11 protein-coding genes are annotated in these 16,260 nt (G+C 54.1%); 9 read left to right on the top strand and 2 right to left on the bottom strand.

Translation table 11 applies throughout. From position 1 onward, the window contains the following. Window positions 1-1,302 precede the first annotated feature (1,302 nt). The gene (locus C0U40_RS19950; RefSeq protein ID WP_180957759.1) at window positions 1,303-2,196 is read right to left on the bottom strand and encodes an MBL fold metallo-hydrolase; all 894 of its coding nucleotides are present in this window, start codon (window positions 2,194-2,196) and stop codon (window positions 1,303-1,305) included. Window positions 2,197-2,222: 26 nt separating this feature from the next. Then, window positions 2,223-2,864 carry a DsbA family protein gene (locus C0U40_RS19945; RefSeq protein WP_101657550.1) on the bottom strand — a complete coding sequence of 214 codons (642 nt, stop codon included), beginning with the start codon at window positions 2,862-2,864 and terminating at the stop codon, window positions 2,223-2,225. Window positions 2,865-2,959: 95 nt separating this feature from the next. On the opposite strand from C0U40_RS19945, the gene C0U40_RS19940 reads away from it, so the two are divergent. From C0U40_RS19940 to C0U40_RS20130, 9 genes are all read left to right on the top strand, one after another. Further along, window positions 2,960-3,895: a LysR family transcriptional regulator gene (locus tag C0U40_RS19940; RefSeq protein ID WP_101657549.1), complete on the top strand. Its 936-nt coding sequence runs from the start codon at window positions 2,960-2,962 to the stop codon at window positions 3,893-3,895. A 76-nt stretch (window positions 3,896-3,971) separates the two neighbouring features. Then, a complete protein-coding gene (locus C0U40_RS19935; RefSeq protein ID WP_435673805.1) occupies window positions 3,972-4,970 on the top strand; it encodes a LysR substrate-binding domain-containing protein in 999 nt (332 codons plus the stop codon). A 121-nt stretch (window positions 4,971-5,091) separates the two neighbouring features. Next, window positions 5,092-6,621 carry an amidase gene (locus C0U40_RS19930; protein WP_101657547.1) on the top strand — a complete coding sequence of 510 codons (1,530 nt, stop codon included), beginning with the start codon at window positions 5,092-5,094 and terminating at the stop codon, window positions 6,619-6,621. A 4-nt stretch (window positions 6,622-6,625) separates the two neighbouring features. Continuing rightward, window positions 6,626-7,909, top strand: coding sequence for a TRAP transporter large permease (locus C0U40_RS19925; protein WP_101657546.1), 1,284 nt, complete (start codon window positions 6,626-6,628; stop codon window positions 7,907-7,909). A gap of 23 nt (window positions 7,910-7,932) precedes the next feature. Continuing rightward, window positions 7,933-8,907 carry a TRAP transporter substrate-binding protein gene (locus C0U40_RS19920; RefSeq protein WP_101657545.1) on the top strand — a complete coding sequence of 325 codons (975 nt, stop codon included), beginning with the start codon at window positions 7,933-7,935 and terminating at the stop codon, window positions 8,905-8,907. 58 nt (window positions 8,908-8,965) lie between these two features. Continuing rightward, window positions 8,966-9,493 (top strand): TRAP transporter small permease, encoded by a 528-nt coding sequence (locus C0U40_RS19915; RefSeq protein WP_101657544.1) that lies wholly within the window; start codon window positions 8,966-8,968, stop codon window positions 9,491-9,493. Window positions 9,494-9,570: 77 nt separating this feature from the next. Beyond that, entirely contained in the window at window positions 9,571-10,956 is a 1,386-nt protein-coding gene (locus C0U40_RS19910; protein ID WP_180957760.1) for an FAD-linked oxidase C-terminal domain-containing protein, read from the top strand. Window positions 10,957-12,164: 1,208 nt separating this feature from the next. Continuing rightward, window positions 12,165-15,035 (top strand): GEVED domain-containing protein, encoded by a 2,871-nt coding sequence (locus tag C0U40_RS19905; RefSeq protein ID WP_101657543.1) that lies wholly within the window; start codon window positions 12,165-12,167, stop codon window positions 15,033-15,035. Window positions 15,036-15,367: 332 nt separating this feature from the next. Then, window positions 15,368-16,260, top strand: an 893-nt coding sequence (locus tag C0U40_RS20130) for a hypothetical protein (protein WP_145991962.1), incomplete at its 3' end; no start/stop codon positions are given.

Below are 16,260 nucleotides of genomic sequence, written 5' to 3'. Positions count from 1 at the left end.
TCTCTGATCTCCTTCTCGTCGAAGATCAGCAGACTGCAAATCGTAGCTTGCGTCACTGTCCGAATTTCGGGGGGTAGCTCAGCCATTCCTGATTTCGAAATCGATATCAGTTCCGAATTTCATTCACCCGTTTCTCAGGCACAACAAATAGCTGAATAGCTAGATGCTACTTCGGGGACTTGAGGACTGTCCGTGAAAACCTCTTCAGCAAAACGCGGATGAGATTGCGCTCCTTTACAGTCCTCTACAACTGCGCCCCGGTGATTACGCCCAAGGGTGATTTTGTCTACGAACCACAACATGATCGACGATCTTTTTTGTACCGTTATCCTTCCCGAACGTACGCGATACTACCGGCCATCCCGACAGAACCTGATTTTTTGCAACGTCCCGCAAGTCCAAAGCCCTTGTATTATTGGAGACTGGCGTTTCAGAGGTTTACCTTTTGTCAGAAAATTTCCGTTTTTAAGACGAATTTTGTCAACATAAGGTAAACATAGCGCAAACATTTCCCGTCTTTCCCGAACCATCTTAACCGGTCTGACGCCCCTGCACGTTTACATCAAACGCACCGCGGTCAACATAGGTAAACATTTGCTACGCCTTTGAGGAGCCGTATCCCAAAAAGCGATTTCATCGGCTGATACAGGGGCAGTCCTGCTATGTCGCTTCCGTGTGGAGGGTATTTCCGACAACGACTGAACATCCACTTTTCACAGTTGGTCAGACAGAACGCTTATACGTTCCATATCGCTCATTGGCGCAAGCATTCTCTTCATTCAAGCCCTGCCCCAACAGCAAAGAATTTGAGGTCCCTACCCTTCTCATCTAATCTTCTGATGAAAACCTGGACCAACAAACTGGACATCAGCTGCTGCGAAAATACTTTCGGCCCAATGCCGCCGTTAGGCGATGTAATCAATGCTGCGACGCAGCTTCTCCAAAGCAGACCTTTCGCCGGTTTTTCCAGAATTTGGTTGTGCGATCGACACGTTGTCCAGGTATCGACCTTTACAAAGTCGCGCTCCACCGCTCCAGTGTCAGAGCGTGATCGGTGCTACTAAACTCTTGAAAACAGTGCCGATGTCGCCGCGATATCCCCGAGGCGGTGGTTGAGATGGTGTGCTTTACAGTCTGGCATGTCGAATACTGAGTACGGGCGATGGTGCTATCTGTTTACAGTTTCCGAATATTTGCATTGGGCGCTGTTTCAAACCGAAGGGGAGCGCCCTGAAATGACGGGCGCTCTCTTTTCTGATAAATGCACAAGTGGCTCACACTGCGAACGAAATCAGGCGCGGGTTAGCCCCATTTCATCTCACCGGTCAAAACCTTGGCACCAACATTCAGTGCAACGTCCATTTCCAAGTCAGGATAGCGCGCGGACATTGCGATAATGAGTTCTTCGGAGCCGTCGGCCTTTTGGAGTTCATCTTCAAGAGCCAAAAGATAGCCCTTTGTGAACTCTACAGCCGCAAGGCCCATTGGTGCGTCCGGCATCATGTGGCCGGGAACGACGACCTGCGGGTTACGGGCGATGATGGCGTCCAGATTGGCGATCCATGCGACGCGCTGTTCTTGGGTTGGCGTGTCTGCTGTCCAGACATGGGTGCCGGAAAAAACCATCACGCCACCGAGCACGGCTTGCAGATCCTCGACCCAGAGGTACCGGCGGTTGGCCAGCCCTTCGGCAGGATGAATCTCGATCTTATGGCCATCCACCGTCAAGGTTGTGCTGTCGTCGGCGGCCGGAATGATAACGTCATCTACCGCTGCCGGACCGTTTTCGCCCAATTGCGGGCCCCAGGTTTCGACTTTTTTCGCTACGTTGGCATTGATGGCCGCGACGGTTGCGCTGGCAGCGATGACGCGGGCCTTGGGGAAGACTTCGGTGATCGGGCGCAGGCTGAAATAGAAATCCGGGTCGCTCTGGCTGATATAGATCGTGGTCAGGGTCTTGCCCGTGGCTTTGATTTTCTCGACCAGTGCGCGACCGTCGGGCAGGGTAAATCCGCCGTCAATCAGTACGGCCTCGGTTTCGCCCTGGATCAGAACAGGTGCACGGAAAAAGCCGTTTTCACCAGCGGGGAAATGCGTCCAGGTCAGGCCGTTTGCATCTGCAAGAGAGTCGCGGGGTGCCATCAGGGCGGCTGCCCCTGCGGCGGTTGTGAGTTTCAGCATGTTTCTGCGGTTCATTGTTTAGTCCTTTCAATAGGGTGTTTTCAGGCCAACCCGAGGGAGGCCAAGACTGAATCGGGTCCGGAATAAAGCGCGCTGGCGTCAAGCACGCGGCGGGTGCCGTTGACCTCGGCAATCAGGGCGGGAACGCCTTGCAGGTTATAGGTCGCCATCAGATTACGGGCCGATGCAGTGCGATTGCCTACCTGATTTTTAAGGGCGGTATCGGGGGCCAGAACCCGCGCAGACGCATCCGCAAGGCCAAGATTTACCAACAGAGTTGCGACAACAGCAGTCGAGGTTACATCCTTGCCATCGACATAGCGCGCTGTCTGAATGGCCGCGAGCGCCTCGATTATCCGTTTCGGGGCTATGTCGGCCACAGCCGTGACGGCCAGTGTCGCCACAGTGGAATCAAGGTGCGCATCTTCGTCCCCAAGCACGTTTTCGCGGTAGTTTTCGGAGAACTGGCGCCCGCTTAGCGCGGCGATATGCTGGTCATTCGCCCAAGCCTGCGCCGCGAAACTTTTCATTGGCCGCGCGCCGTTGCCAATGAACAGACCAGTGGCATGGGGGTGCAGGTCAATGTCAGGGTGTTTCGCAAGCGCGCTGATGGTTGCTGAGGCCCCGTAGCACCAGCCGCATAGCGGGTCGAAAAGGTAATGCAGGATTGTTGTCTTGGTCATGGTTTGTCTCCTTGGGATGGATATAGGGGCATCTATTGTCCGCGTTAAGACAAACGATTTTGACAGTCCGTATGCCAAAGGCTAACAGTGGATTTATGGCGAAATCACATAACCTCAACCGGCTGGCCTATTTTGCAGCCGTGGTCGAAACCGGATCTTTTACCAATGCCGCAGACCGTCTTGGCGTGACCAAAGCTGTGGTCAGCAGTCAGGTGACGCAGTTGGAACAGGAGCTGAAGACGACGCTACTGGTGCGCAACACGCGTAAGGTCAGCGCCACAGAGGGAGGTCAGCTTTTTTATAAACGCTGCACGTCGATCCTGAACGAGGCAGAGGAAGCCTTTAGCGAACTGTCGCAATTGTCAGAACTGCCCGTGGGCACACTGCGCATGTCCGCCCCGAATGACTATGGCACGGCGATCGTAGCCCCGCTTGTCGCGGCGTTTCGACGCCAATATCCCGATTGTCGGGTGGAACTGTATCTGGGAGACGATCACAGCGATTTAATGGCGGGTGATCTGGATATGGCTATTCGCGTCGGATGGCTGCGCGACTCCACCCTGCTGGCGCGCAAAATGGGTGGTTTCAAGCAGTTACTGGTTGGCGCGGGCGACGCACGGGGGCGGTTCGATCACATTCGCCATCCGAATGATCTTTCCGCCGTGTCGTTTATCGCGAACAAGGCGCTGTCCGACCCGCTGCAATGGCGGTTCAAAGCCGCTACAGGCGAAACCGTCTTGGCCAAATTGCAAAGCGATCTGTCAATCGACAGTGCGCCTGCGATCATGGCCGCCGTGAAAGAAGGGGCAGGTTTGGCGATCCTGCCAGACTATCTGGTGCGTGACCAACTGGCATCAGGCGCTTTGACCCATGTGTTGCCTGAATGGCATCTGCCCGAAGGGGGCATCTTTGCGGTTCTTCCCGCGTCTAAGTTCCGCGCTGCAAAGGTGTCTGTCTTTACGGAAATGTTGCGGCAAGCGGAAAAGGCCCGCGGCAGTGGTGCGCCGTCAATCGGCGACCGTATGATTTAATCCGTCTGGAATTGTCGCGGAGGCCGAATGTCTCAGCCGTCGTGAAGGCGCAAACCGATATCGCTCTGCGCGGTAAATCTGTGTTAAAGAACTATCATCCTGTCATTCAATCCAGCGAGTAACGGCTATTTCGAACAATGATTTCCAGAAGGCTATAACGCTTCGCCACTTGCGCGTAATTGCTGCCTTGTCCGACCTTAAACTTGTTGCGCGTGTGTCGGAGGAGCTGAACGTGACGCAACCCGCCGTGTCCAAACAGATTGCGGAGCTGGAAAAAATCGTCGGTGTTCCAATCGTGACCCGCGATCGGAACCGTCTGTTTTTGACAGCAATCGGACGCCGTCTGGTCGATCATGCCAAGCAAGCGCTTAATCAGCTTGATCGGGCGGCCTTTGATATTGAGGCAATGGCAAGCGGGATTTCGGGGTCTGTGACTGCGGGTGTGGTCAGTTCGGTTGCGCCGACCCTGTTGCCAGGGACTATTGCGCTGTTCAAAAGCAGTACGCCGCAGGCCGTCATCTCTGTCAAAGAAGGACATTTCGTCGAACTTCTTCCAGAGTTGCAACGCGGGGCGTTGGATTTGGTCGTTGCCAGAATCTGGCAGCCGCGGGATTTGCAAGGCATTGATCAGCTAAAGCTTTTTTCGGAACCCATTGTCGTCGTTGCAGGGCGCAATCACCAGTTGGCAAGGCAAGCTGACATCGCGTGGCACGAAGTCGTTGATTTTCCGTGGATTATGCCGCAGGCCAATTCGGTTGCGCGCCGTGCGGTTGATGCACTTTTTGCGGAAAACGGGCTGGCACCGCCTGCGAATACGATTGCGTCACTGTCTTTGACGTTAAATCTGGCGCTGTTGGAGGCGATCCCCGCATTGGGGTTGATGCCGCAGCGCCTTGCCCAGTCCCATGCGGCACGCGGAGACATTGTTACCCTGCCGCTGGATACGCGGGGCTTTCTGTCCGAGGTTCGATGCTTTTGGAAAAACGATAGGTTGGAGGCCAACCACGCGCTGTCATTTTTCCTAAAATGCTTACAAAAAACGACAGAAGACTTGAAAACCATTCCATTTGGTTAATGTTTCGGACGAATCTTTCATTATTCTTCCTGTCTGCGCCGTATTATCATCACCTCAGTCATTTTCTTGGGAGGGATAAAGTGATTGAGTTAACTATGCGATTCACGTCTTCGGTACGGAGATGAGTGTGGTTGAAGTGACGGCCCTCTCGGCGCGTGATGTTCTCGGGCAATTTGCGGATCGCAGGCTAACGCCGACGGACTACCTCGCGATGTGTCTGGAGCGGATTTCACAGGTAAACCCCAAGATAAATGCCCTGACAGCCATAGATAGGGAGCGTGCGATCCACGAGGCTGCGCAGGCATCAAGCAGGTGGCGCGCCGGATGCCCAAAGGGGCCGCTCGACGGTTTGCCCATTGGCGTCAAAGATCTTCAGGATACCCAAGGATTACTTACGAGCCATGGTAGCCCACGCATGCGGAGCTACGTGCCGAAAAGTGATTTTCCGATGGTTGCGCGGCTGCGTGACGCCGGAGCTATTATTCTGGCTAAAACAAACGTTCCTGAGTGCGGCGCTGGCGGTAATAGCCGGAATCCTGTTTGGGGCGCCACGGCTAATCCGTTTGACGCCAACCTGATAACCGGCGGTTCTTCTGGCGGGTCAGCGGCGGCGCTAGCGGCAAATCTCTTACCTGTATGCACGGGATCAGACACTGGTGGCTCGCTCAGATTGCCTGCGGCGCTCTGCGGGATCGTCGGATTTCGCCCATCGGTGGACGTGATTGCGCATCCGACCCGACCGCTGGGGTGGTCAGGTGTTTCGGTTCTTGGCCCGATGACCCGTACCGTGGATGACCTGACTTTGATCTTGAGTACGTCACATGGGTACCACCCTGACGATCCGTTATCAGCACACTACCCTGAGGCTAGATTTACGACCTTACCAAACGTTGACCTTAGCACCTTGCGGGTGGGTTACAGTGAGGATTTCGGGGGCGCACCAGTAGATCCGGCTATTCGGAAAACATTTCGCGATCGGATCGAGAAGATTGCATCCCACGTTCAAGAGTGCTGCCCGGTCGATCTCGATCTCGGAAATATGGACCGATGCTTTGACATCCTGCGTGCCGAGAGTTTCTTGGCCGCCTTCGGCGAGGTGACCAAAACCGAGCCCACAGCTTTTGGCCCGGATATTCAAACGAATATTGCGTTGGGCCGCTCCATGACATTGGCTGACCGGGCATGGGCGCATGCCGAGCAAACGCGCATTTTGCGCCGCTTTAACGCGCTGATGCACGACTTAGATGTCATTCTGCTACCGACCGCACCGGTATCCCCGTTCCCTTGGACCCAAGGTCATGTGACCGAGATCGAGGGGAAGAGCATGGATATTTACTATCGTTGGTTGGCCCTTACCTATCGCGGATCCCTTGCCGGCGGTCCATCAATCACCCTGCCTTGTGGTCGCGACACCCGCGGCATGCCGTTCGGACTTCAGGCACTGGGCGCTGTGCGTAGCGACGAAGCGTTGCTGGCGACGGCCAAAACGTTGGAAACTCTCTTTGCGGGAGATCCGGACATGGCGCGGCCCTGTCCGGATATGACAAGCCTCACACCGTCAAGCATAGACTTACGTTCAATCGTAACACACCCGCCGATCATGGAGCGAGATATTCATTCCAAGACGGCCCCCCTCGGAACGGCAGTTTAGCAAAATGTACTTTATTCCGATCATCTTCATCCTATTACTGATTAGCGGTACTGCCTTTGCCTATCTTATGGGTGCGGTATCCGTTCTTACCTTTGTCGCAGTCGATAAAACGCAGTTTCTATCCATCCTGCCACAGCGCATCTTTGCCCAGCTTGATGTTTTTGCGTTTATGGCAATGCCGCTGTTCATTCTGACTGCTGAGATCATGAGCCGCGCGGGCGTTACCCGAAGCCTGATCGATTTTGCCATGTCCATCGTCGGCCGTTTTCAAGGCGGATTGGGGCACGTCAACATTCTGACCAGCGTATTCTTTGCGGGTATTTCAGGCTCGGCTATCGCGGACAGCGCAGCATTGTCGCGCACATTCGTGCCAGAAATGAAAGCGCGTGGCTATGACCCTTACTATGCGGGCGCAATCACAGCGGCCTCTTCTATGATCGGACCGATCATTCCACCGTCGATCATCATGATAATCTATGGCGGCCTGACCGGTGCTTCGGTTGCGGCATTGTTTATTGCTGGGGTTGTGCCCGGTCTATTGCTGGCCCTATCGCTTATGCTGCTGAACGCGATCATTGCGCATATCAAGGGACATCCGGGTGGAGTCTCTGATGATCTGCCGCGCTTTTTGCCCAGTTTGCTGAATGCAGCACCTGCATTGTGTTTGCCCATTGTGATCCTTGGGTCGCTTGTATTCGGATTTGCAACACCCACCGAAGGGTCGGCGATTGCGGTCGTCTTTGCACTGCTGGCGGGTCAGTTCTACAAAGGGCTGAACTGGCGCATGATCTTCGATGCGGTCGAGGCCACGGCAAAGATGACTGGCACGATCTTTATCATTCTGGCAGCAATTTCGGTGTTGGGCTATCTGGCAGGCCAGTTGGGCTGGTCCAGTGCGCTGGCCAGCTGGGTTGAATCCTTCGGGCTGACTGGTACAAAATACCTGTTCTTCCTTGTGGGTATCTTCTTGATCGCAGGCATGTTCATGGACACCCCCGTGGCCCTGACCCTGCTGATCCCTTTGTTCGCGCCCCAAGCGATGGAGCAAGGCATTAGCCCGATCCACCTCGGCATCGTGCTGTGCTTCAATCTGTGTGTCGGCCTGATCACGCCCCCGCTGGGCAAATGCCTTGTGGTCGTATCCGCGCTGACCAAGCTTAATTACTGGCGGCTGTCCTATGCGGTGCTGCCTTTCATTCTTGTGCAGGTGCTTTTGCTGCTGGCGCTGGTCTATTGGCCGGCACTTAGCCTCACGCTGCCGCGCCTGTTCGGATTTTCTGTGAATTAACGACACCAAAGGGAGGATAACCAATGAAACTCAAAGCACTTACACTGGCGACACTGCTTGCTATGGCCACATCTGCATCCGCAGAGGTCAAAATTGCATTGGACGGCAAACCGGATCTTGAACAATCAGGATCGTACAACTGGTCCTATGCTTTTGCCAAGGCGCTGAATGAAGGCGGGATAGAGACACGTGAAATGCCCCGTGGTTCTGTCGGCAACGAAGCCGAGAAATTTGATCAGGTCTCAACCGGCTTGCTGGAAATTTCAATGTCTGACGTGCGTGCTGTCGCGCAGGTCGAACCATTCATCTATGGGGTCCGTTTGCCCTATATCTTTGACAACATTGAGCATATGGATCGGGCTATGGCCGCGGGAGATGTTTACACGCGGATCAACGAAAGTCTGGCTGCGCAAGACGCGATCTTGCTGGCACTGGCACCGCTTGGCCCAGCCTCGGGGGTGATCACCACAACCCAAGCCGTGCGGTCGCCCGCCGATATGTCCAGCCTGCGCATGCGGGCCTTGGATGATGCGCAGATCGCCATGTACGAGGCATGGGGGTCAAGCGGGACAATCGTGCCTTGGGGCGAAGTGCCTGCCGGTCTGCAAACCGGCGTGATTGACGGCTATCTGAATTCCCCCTTCGTCCCTGTGATGTTTGGCCAGACCGATTTCGTCAAAAACTTTGCCACAGCCGATGTGATCTGGCCACTGCGCGCCGTGATCGCATCAAAGACGTGGTATGACGGGTTATCTGACGCAGACCGGTCCACTGTGGATGCGGCTGTTGTGACCGCAGACGCTGCGGCGCGTGCATGGCTGGGCGAAGCGGCAGAAAAAGGTCTGACGGCACTTGAGGAAAAAGGCGTGACAGTTCAGCGCCTGACCGCAGAAGAACGCGCTGTGTTCCGCAAGGCGTCCCTGCCGGTCTACAACACTGACCTGATGTCCGCAGAAGATACTGCGCTGTGGAAAAAGCTGTCTGACGAGACCCGCTAATCCAGAGGGGCGGGACGCGATGCCAGCGCCCCGCCCAAGCCAAAACCGGAGATAGAGAATGCGCCATTTCATCATCAGCATCAGTGATCGTTTGCATCACCTTATGCGCCGCATTTCCGTATTTGCGGTCTGCCTGATGTTTCTAACGGTGGTTGTGCAAATCATTGCGCGGTATGTATTTTCATCCCCGCCTGTCTGGACGGAAGATGTCGCCCGCTATGCGATGGTCTGGACCGGATTGATGGGGGCCACACTTTCGTTCAAGACCCGTTCCGATGCGGTTTTGATGGAAAGCGTGTTCCCAGACCCACCGCATCGTCTGGCCGTTTTTTCAAAAGCCATCCAAAGTGCTGCGGTTCTGACATTTATCCTGCCCGTGATCTATTTTTGCTTCATCGGTCTGAGGGGCGGTTTTGCAAAGGGATACCTTGCGCGGCAATCCGGCCTGACGGCAGATACACTCGGGATTCCGATGGTCTGGATTTCAGTCGCAGTGCCAATTTCGATGATCATCATTTTGCTGCACCTGTTTGCCAGATGGGCTGGGGATGACATCGCAGATCCCGCCGGTACGCAACTGGATTAAGTCCGCGTCGATCGGATGACGGATGCGCTCGATTAATGCACCCAATTATTTTGGAAAATGAGGACGCCAATATGACTATGGACCAAACCGATCTTGCCCTTTCTGCCTTAAGGGACCTGTTGGGCGAACGGCTTTCAACCGGCGAGTCCATTCTGGAACTGCACGGGCGCGATGAGGCCTATTCCGAACCCGCCCTGCCGGATGCTGTAGCCTTTCCCGAAACAACCCAAGAAGTGAGTGAGATCATGAAGATCTGTTCGCGCTGCGGTGTTCCGGTCGTCCCTTTCGGTATTGGCACCTCGCTTGAAGGTCACGTGATTCCGGTTCATGGCGGGGTTAGTGTGGATACCAGCCGTATGAACAAGATACTGGCAATTCACGAAAGCGATCTGGATGCAGTGGTTCAGCCTGGTGTGTCGCGTTCAAAACTTAACGAGGAATTGCGTGCGACCGGACTGATGTTCACCGTGGACCCCGGCGCGGATGCAACACTGGGGGGAATGGCCGCCACGCGGGCGTCTGGCACCAATACCGTGCGCTACGGCACCATGCGTGAGAATGTTCTGGCCCTTGAAGTTGTGCTGCCGGATGGCACAATCATCCAAACCGGCTCTCGCGCCCGCAAATCCTCGGCGGGGTATGACCTGACCCATCTGTTTGTCGGATCCGAAGGTACGCTTGGGATTATCACGCAATTGACGGTCCGTCTGTTTGGACAGCCCGATACAATTCTCGCGGCAACCTGTTCGTTCGAGACTGTCGATAACGCCGTGAATTCCGTGATTATGGCGATCCAGATGGGTATCCCGATGGCGCGGATCGAATTGCTGGACGAAGTCCAGATGGAAGGGATGAACATATTCAATCCCGATTTGAACCTGCCGGAAAAGCCGCATCTGTTCCTTGAGTTTCATGGATCAGAAGCGGGTGTAAAGGAACAGGTTGAACTGTTTGAAAGTGTTGCTGCAGAATTTGAGGTGGGCAGCTTTCAGTGGGCAACTAAAGCCGAGGATCGCAATCGGCTGTGGACCGCACGTCATAACGCTTACTATGCTGGGAAATCCCTTAGAAAGGGCTACGAGGGGCTTATTACTGATTGCTGTGTGCCAATTTCATCCTTGGCCGACTGTATCGCAAGGTCCAAAGAGTTGGTCGCAGAATCCGGGTTGATTGCCCCGATTGTGGGCCATGTCGGGGATGGTAATTTCCACCTTATGATCCTGTTCGACCCGAATGTCCCCGGCGACCTTGCTGCCGCAAAATCATTGGCTGCAAAGGTGAACCATGTCGCTCTGTCATATGGCGGTACAGTTACCGGCGAACACGGTGTCGGCACCGGTAAGAAGAGCTATATGGCTAAAGAACACGGCGCGGCTTATGCGCTCATGGCGGTCCTGAAGCGGGCGGTTGATCCAGAAAACATTATGAACCCCGGCAAGACTGTCGACGTTTCTGATGTATAAATGGGCCTTCTTCCAAAACAGCTCCGCCATACTTAATGGGGAAGGCGTCCAACGGCATAGCGATCGGCGGCCAAATCCCGTGCGCGAGCCGAAGACGTTAGACAGCTCGTTTTGGCTTAACCCATCGCCCTTGGATACAGATGCCTGTCAGAAGATTGCCCCGTCGGGTTCCTCGCTCGACGCGATGATACAGCCACATTCAATTTCATCCTCGTTAGCTCTGCATGACCCTTTTACCCGATCCATTGTCAACTATCTTAAAGCGCCGCTACAGAACGACGGCGTCCGTTCAGCTTGGCGATTGACTCCTGCCCGAGTTGGCCGAGGAGTCGATCGGAACTGAGGGTGACACGTCCGGCCTCACCCACACAGAAGAAACCCTATCTCCGTTAAAGTCCCTTAGCGATGATCAGAAACGGGACTTCTTCCGATGCATCGAGACTGCAATGAATGCCACCACCCCTGTCGTGAAGAATACGTTCGACACCTATCAACACGATCCATCGGAACATACCTACCGAACTTTACGGTGCTACGGAAAATATGGTTTAAAAGGCACCCGAGTGACAGCTTCCTAACAATTTTGTTTCAAAGATGACATACACATGCAGCGAACGTCGGCTCTCCGTCCGAAGGGTCGATTTCTGCGACGCTGTATTCAACATTCTGGGAAGAAAGCTCTCGCCTCCACTGGCGTCGCGCAACGCTATACGGTGGGTGTCTTAATCTGGACCTACTAGTATATTCTGTGGCCCCGATCACTCATCTAAGCGGCTGGCATGGGAGTGTCTTCCAAGGGTAGACAAATTTCGGGACCAAAGGCCCCAGAAACCCTATTCTTTTGAGAAGATAAACTACACTAATGGACAATTAAAAATAAATCTTTTCAGTTTTATAGTCTTTTAGAGAGGATACGACCGTCACCGAATACCTCAGTACAAAACGAAAAGCAACAAATGCTAACCTTTCCTTTCTTCAAGTTTGTTTTCGCTCGTCTGCTAGGTATCGGGAGCCATGTGTCTATCCTAGAAGCACTTCTGGCTGATTCATTTTCTGACAGTTGGCCCAATCTATGCGTTAAGCGGTATTGCAAGCTGGCGCATTTTCAATTCGCTGTAGTTTTGGCAGCGCTTTTCTTGGCAGTTATTCCGTGTGCAACTCGGGCGCAGGAGTCTTGTGGAGCAGCCTGTGTCTTTGCCGGGCCGCGCATGGCTAGCGTAGAGTCCAATGAGGCGGAGCTTCTCGGGCCGATCCTTTCCGGCTTGCTGGGCACGGATGTCAGCCTGAGCGTTCTGGACTGGAATGCAATGGCGGGTGCAAATGTCGATCTGCTAGGATTGCTCGGGGAGAATGGTCAAGATGTTACGGTATCCGACCCGGGCCAGATTCTGAATGTGGATCTGACGCTTCTGGAGTTGATCGAAGCCTCCGCTGCTGTCGCGGAAGCTGATGGTGATACTGCACTGGTCAACGCACTAAATGCGCTTAGCCTTCCGATCGGAGAACTGAACCAGACGATTAATCTAGCTGATCTGATTACTGTGGATCTACCACAGGGCGCTTTGGCAAACCTCGAACTAAACGCGCTGGATCTGATTGGCGGCGCGATCCAGCTTTATAACTACGAGAACGTGGTGACGACGACCCAGCCTGTCGCTCTTAACAATGAAATTCTTGAACAGTTCGGCATCGGCGGCGCTGAAATACTTCTTCAAGTGGTGGAACCGCCTCATTTCGAATGTGGTGGCGCGGGCACGCAGTTTCACACTTCAACCGTGCGCGCCAAGGTCTCTGTCGATCTTGCGGATATCGGACTTGATACAACCGCGCTCGACAGTGCGCTTGGGCCTTTGGTCGGCGGGCTGGTTTCGAGCGATATCACTCTGGGCGATGTGGATCTTTATTTCGAGTTCGGGCGCGTGGATGGCACGATTCTTTCCGCTGATCCGGAAACCAAAACAGCGAGCGTTATTCTCGCACCGAGTGCAATCGACCTGTTTCTGGGCGGCATTGACGATGCCGTGTTTTTCAACCGGTCCCGGCCAATCAAGCAATCAGATGTGGACTATGCCACCGTAGGACAGCTGGATGTTTCACTGCTGGGAGGCTTCATTCAAGAGAGCGCTGGCATCCGCGTGAAATCCTTTGCTCAAAGTGCGCCGCCGACCAGCGAGACGTTATTTTTCTCTCCCCCTTATCCGCAACGTCAGTCCATAGGCGATGGCGCATCGTCCTTCAGTGACCTGATCGGCACCCTTGCGCGCAATCTGGATGTGGAAGTGGAGGATAGTCTGGGCAATCTGATAGGCCCACTGATCGACACGACTATCGAACCATTGGTGGGTGATCTTGTGGGTGGGCTTTTGGTCGAGGCAGTCTCTCCTATCCTGGATCTGACAGTCGATCCGCTGTTAGGCTTTTTCGGAGTTGGCATCGGGGAAGCGGAAGCCTCTGTTTCCGGCGTCACCTCTATTTGCACGGATTACGCAGACTGCCCTGTTTCCGGTCCTGCACCAGATGGGCTTGCAACCGCAGATTATGGCAGCCCGTTCCACTTCATTTATGAAACACTGTACATGGGATCTACTGTTCCGGATACAGACGCCGGCCCTTTGTCCAACGCCACAGCGACGGGTGATGACGACAGTGGAATAGATGATGAAGACGGTGTCAGGGTTCCACCCCTGCCTGCCGGAACGACCCAGTCCATCGAAGTCAGTGTGACAGAGAGCGGCGGGCAAATCGGATATTTACAGGCATGGGTCGACTGGAACGGGGACGGTCAATTCGCGCCGGAAGAACAAATCGCCAGCGATGTGACCTCTCAAGCAGACGGGGTAATCTTGTTGCAAGTCGCCGTGCCGCCAAATGCCCGTGCCGGCGACAGTTTTGCACGCTTCCGCTGGTCGAGCGAACCGGGACTGGACCCTTTGCAAAATGCTCCGGACGGAGAAGTCGAGGATCTGGCCGTTGCAATATCCGGTTTGCCCCGCCCGCGTCTGGCCGGACAGGTGTTCGAAGATGCTGGCAGCGGTGGCGCCACCGCACATGACGGTCTGCGCAGTGGGGATGAGGCTGGTCTGGCGCTGATCACCGTGGTTGTTGAAACACCAGATGGGCAGGCTCTTGCAGTGGCGGTAACGGATGAGCATGGCAATTGGTCCACTTCGCTTCCTGCGGGGTATGGAGGCGAAGTTGTGGTCCGCACCCTACCGCCAAAAGGTATGCGAGCGATTTCCGAAAATAATAATGGCACGCCGCAGGTTGAACCATCTGCGCCAAATGATGGGCGGATCCAACTCACCCTGACATCGGATAGTAATTTGAACGGTCTGGGCGTCGGCTTGGTGCGGGAACCGCAGCTGTCCGAAGATATGCTCGTTTACACCCAATCCGGACAAATCGCCCTGCTCTCCCACGATTATGTCGCTGGCAGCTCGGGCAGTGTGATGTTCAACGTAGAAGACCTGAACCTACCTTCAACCGGTGCCGCCAGCGTCGCCCTGTTCATTGACGAGAACTGCAATGGCAGCACCGGAGCACTGGTCTCCGGCCCCTTGCCCGTCGAAACCGGAGATCGCATCTGCATAATATCCCGCGTTGCCACCTCCTCCGGTCTTCCGGACGGCGCGGCTATCACCTATCGGCTGGTCGCAGACACCAAGCTACAGGATGTCGGTGTATCGATACGATCCGATAATATCGACCGGATTATCATCGGACGAGAAAGTGGCGGTCTGGTCGTCGATAAAACTGTCGAGAACATAACGCAGTCATCGGGCGAAAGCCGGTTTAACTCGGCAAGGCCGGGTGATGTGCTCTTGTATAAAATCCGCATCGTGAACACCGGCACGTCTGCTATTTGGGACGTGGAGGTACGGGATATCACGCCACCTTACACCAGTCTGGATGGCACGATCACGCAATCCTTACGGATCAGCGATAATACTGAATGTAGCCTCGCCCTTCCTGAGGTGGTGACCTCCGGCTATGTTGGCGGCTTGAAATGGGAGTGCAACGGGGAGGTCCAGCCCGGCGCAGCCGCAACATTGGAATTTACTGCAAGGGTCGATAACTAGCTGAGGCTGCAACATTTTATGGTCAATGTCTTCAAAAAAGCTTCTGGGTATTTTGAAGCGAATACAAACGTTCCGCCCAACGAAAAGAAACGCTGCATAGCAGGAATCGACACTTCGGGCGGGAAGCGGCCCTTCGCTGCGGAGACGAGAAGAAGCGTTGATCGTACTGGGAGCGGACCTTCGCTACTCCGAGTGTGGTTCTGCACCTTCTGCGAAATCCGGGCGCTGCAAAATCGAGAGCGCCGAGCGTGGCACATTACCGTGCTGGCGCACAGCCCGTCCCTCGCAAATTATAAAAAATTCTGAAATGGCTATCAAAACTGTCCTGTTTGATGTTTGATCAGAAACGTCTTTTCTACTGTGAAGCTGGATCGCAATTGTCAAATTTTCTCTTGGAACCGAATCTAACTCGCGACGTGTGGGCAAAGTTAAGAAATGGGCAGGTTCCGGTTGTAAACCACTCCGATATTGGCAACGTTTCTCGATTTGTTGCCGACTACAACCAGCGGCTAAGAAGCCGGAGCTATATCCCAGAAGTAGTGCACGGATATCTGGGAGTTCAGAAGGGGAATGGCGTCACCCGCTTTCTCCCTATTATATCAAAGGAAGACATGGCTGTGTATTATCACCTTTGCGGGCATATCGGAGCAAGAGTGCTAGAACAAAAGCCCGGTATCTTTGGCGGGTGGCGTTCAATACCTGGAGGTTCTCAACAGAGACCTTCGTCAGTTCAACAACAAGCAGAAGAACGCGCAGCGGTTCTTCAAAACGGATATTTTTCCGATACTTTTTCTAATACGATGTGGTTGGATGAATTTCGGAGTTTTACTCAGCTAATAAGAAAATTAACCAAGACGGCCTCAAGTGGAACATACGTTGCGACGACTGACGTCGCCAATTTTTACGATTCAATTGAAATCCCAAGGTTAATCGAGAGACTACGACGAGATATGCCTAGTGATTCACATGAAGAAATTGAGCTGTTAGAAGTTTTCCTAGGGCTGTGGGATAGAAGAACAACTGGCTACAGTCGGTCCTCGAAAGGCATACCGCAAGAGATCATATCAGATGGTTCGCGTTTCTTGTCTCACTATTATCTCCAAGACTTTGACGAAGACTTTGGTCAATATTGTGAGCTACCCCCCGAAATTCGGACAGTGACGCAAGCTACGATTTGCAGTCTGCTGATCTTCGACGAGAAGGAGATCAGAGATGTCGAAACGCA

Origin of the sequence: Neptunicoccus cionae (assembly GCF_002860325.1) — a bacterium.
GTDB classification, from domain to species: Bacteria; Pseudomonadota; Alphaproteobacteria; order Rhodobacterales; family Rhodobacteraceae; genus Amylibacter; species Amylibacter lutimaris.
This window is presented reverse-complemented; position numbering and strand designations above follow the sequence as displayed.

Excerpts from the sequence above, each read along its gene's own strand:
- C0U40_RS19905 (WP_101657543.1), top strand. The coding sequence starts at position 12,165 with ATGGCTAGCGTAGAGTCCAATGAGGCGGAGCTTCTCGGGCCGATCCTT.
- C0U40_RS19915 (WP_101657544.1), top strand. The coding sequence starts at position 8,966 with ATGCGCCATTTCATCATCAGCATCAGTGATCGTTTGCATCACCTTATG.
- C0U40_RS19925 (WP_101657546.1), top strand. The coding sequence starts at position 6,626 with ATGTACTTTATTCCGATCATCTTCATCCTATTACTGATTAGCGGTACT.
- C0U40_RS19940 (WP_101657549.1), top strand. The coding sequence starts at position 2,960 with ATGGCGAAATCACATAACCTCAACCGGCTGGCCTATTTTGCAGCCGTG.
- C0U40_RS19945 (WP_101657550.1), bottom strand. The coding sequence starts at position 2,864 with ATGACCAAGACAACAATCCTGCATTACCTTTTCGACCCGCTATGCGGC.
- C0U40_RS19920 (WP_101657545.1), top strand. The coding sequence starts at position 7,933 with ATGAAACTCAAAGCACTTACACTGGCGACACTGCTTGCTATGGCCACA.
- C0U40_RS19930 (WP_101657547.1), top strand. The coding sequence starts at position 5,092 with ATGAGTGTGGTTGAAGTGACGGCCCTCTCGGCGCGTGATGTTCTCGGG.
- C0U40_RS19950 (WP_180957759.1), bottom strand. The coding sequence starts at position 2,196 with ATGAACCGCAGAAACATGCTGAAACTCACAACCGCCGCAGGGGCAGCC.
- C0U40_RS19910 (WP_180957760.1), top strand. The coding sequence starts at position 9,571 with ATGGACCAAACCGATCTTGCCCTTTCTGCCTTAAGGGACCTGTTGGGC.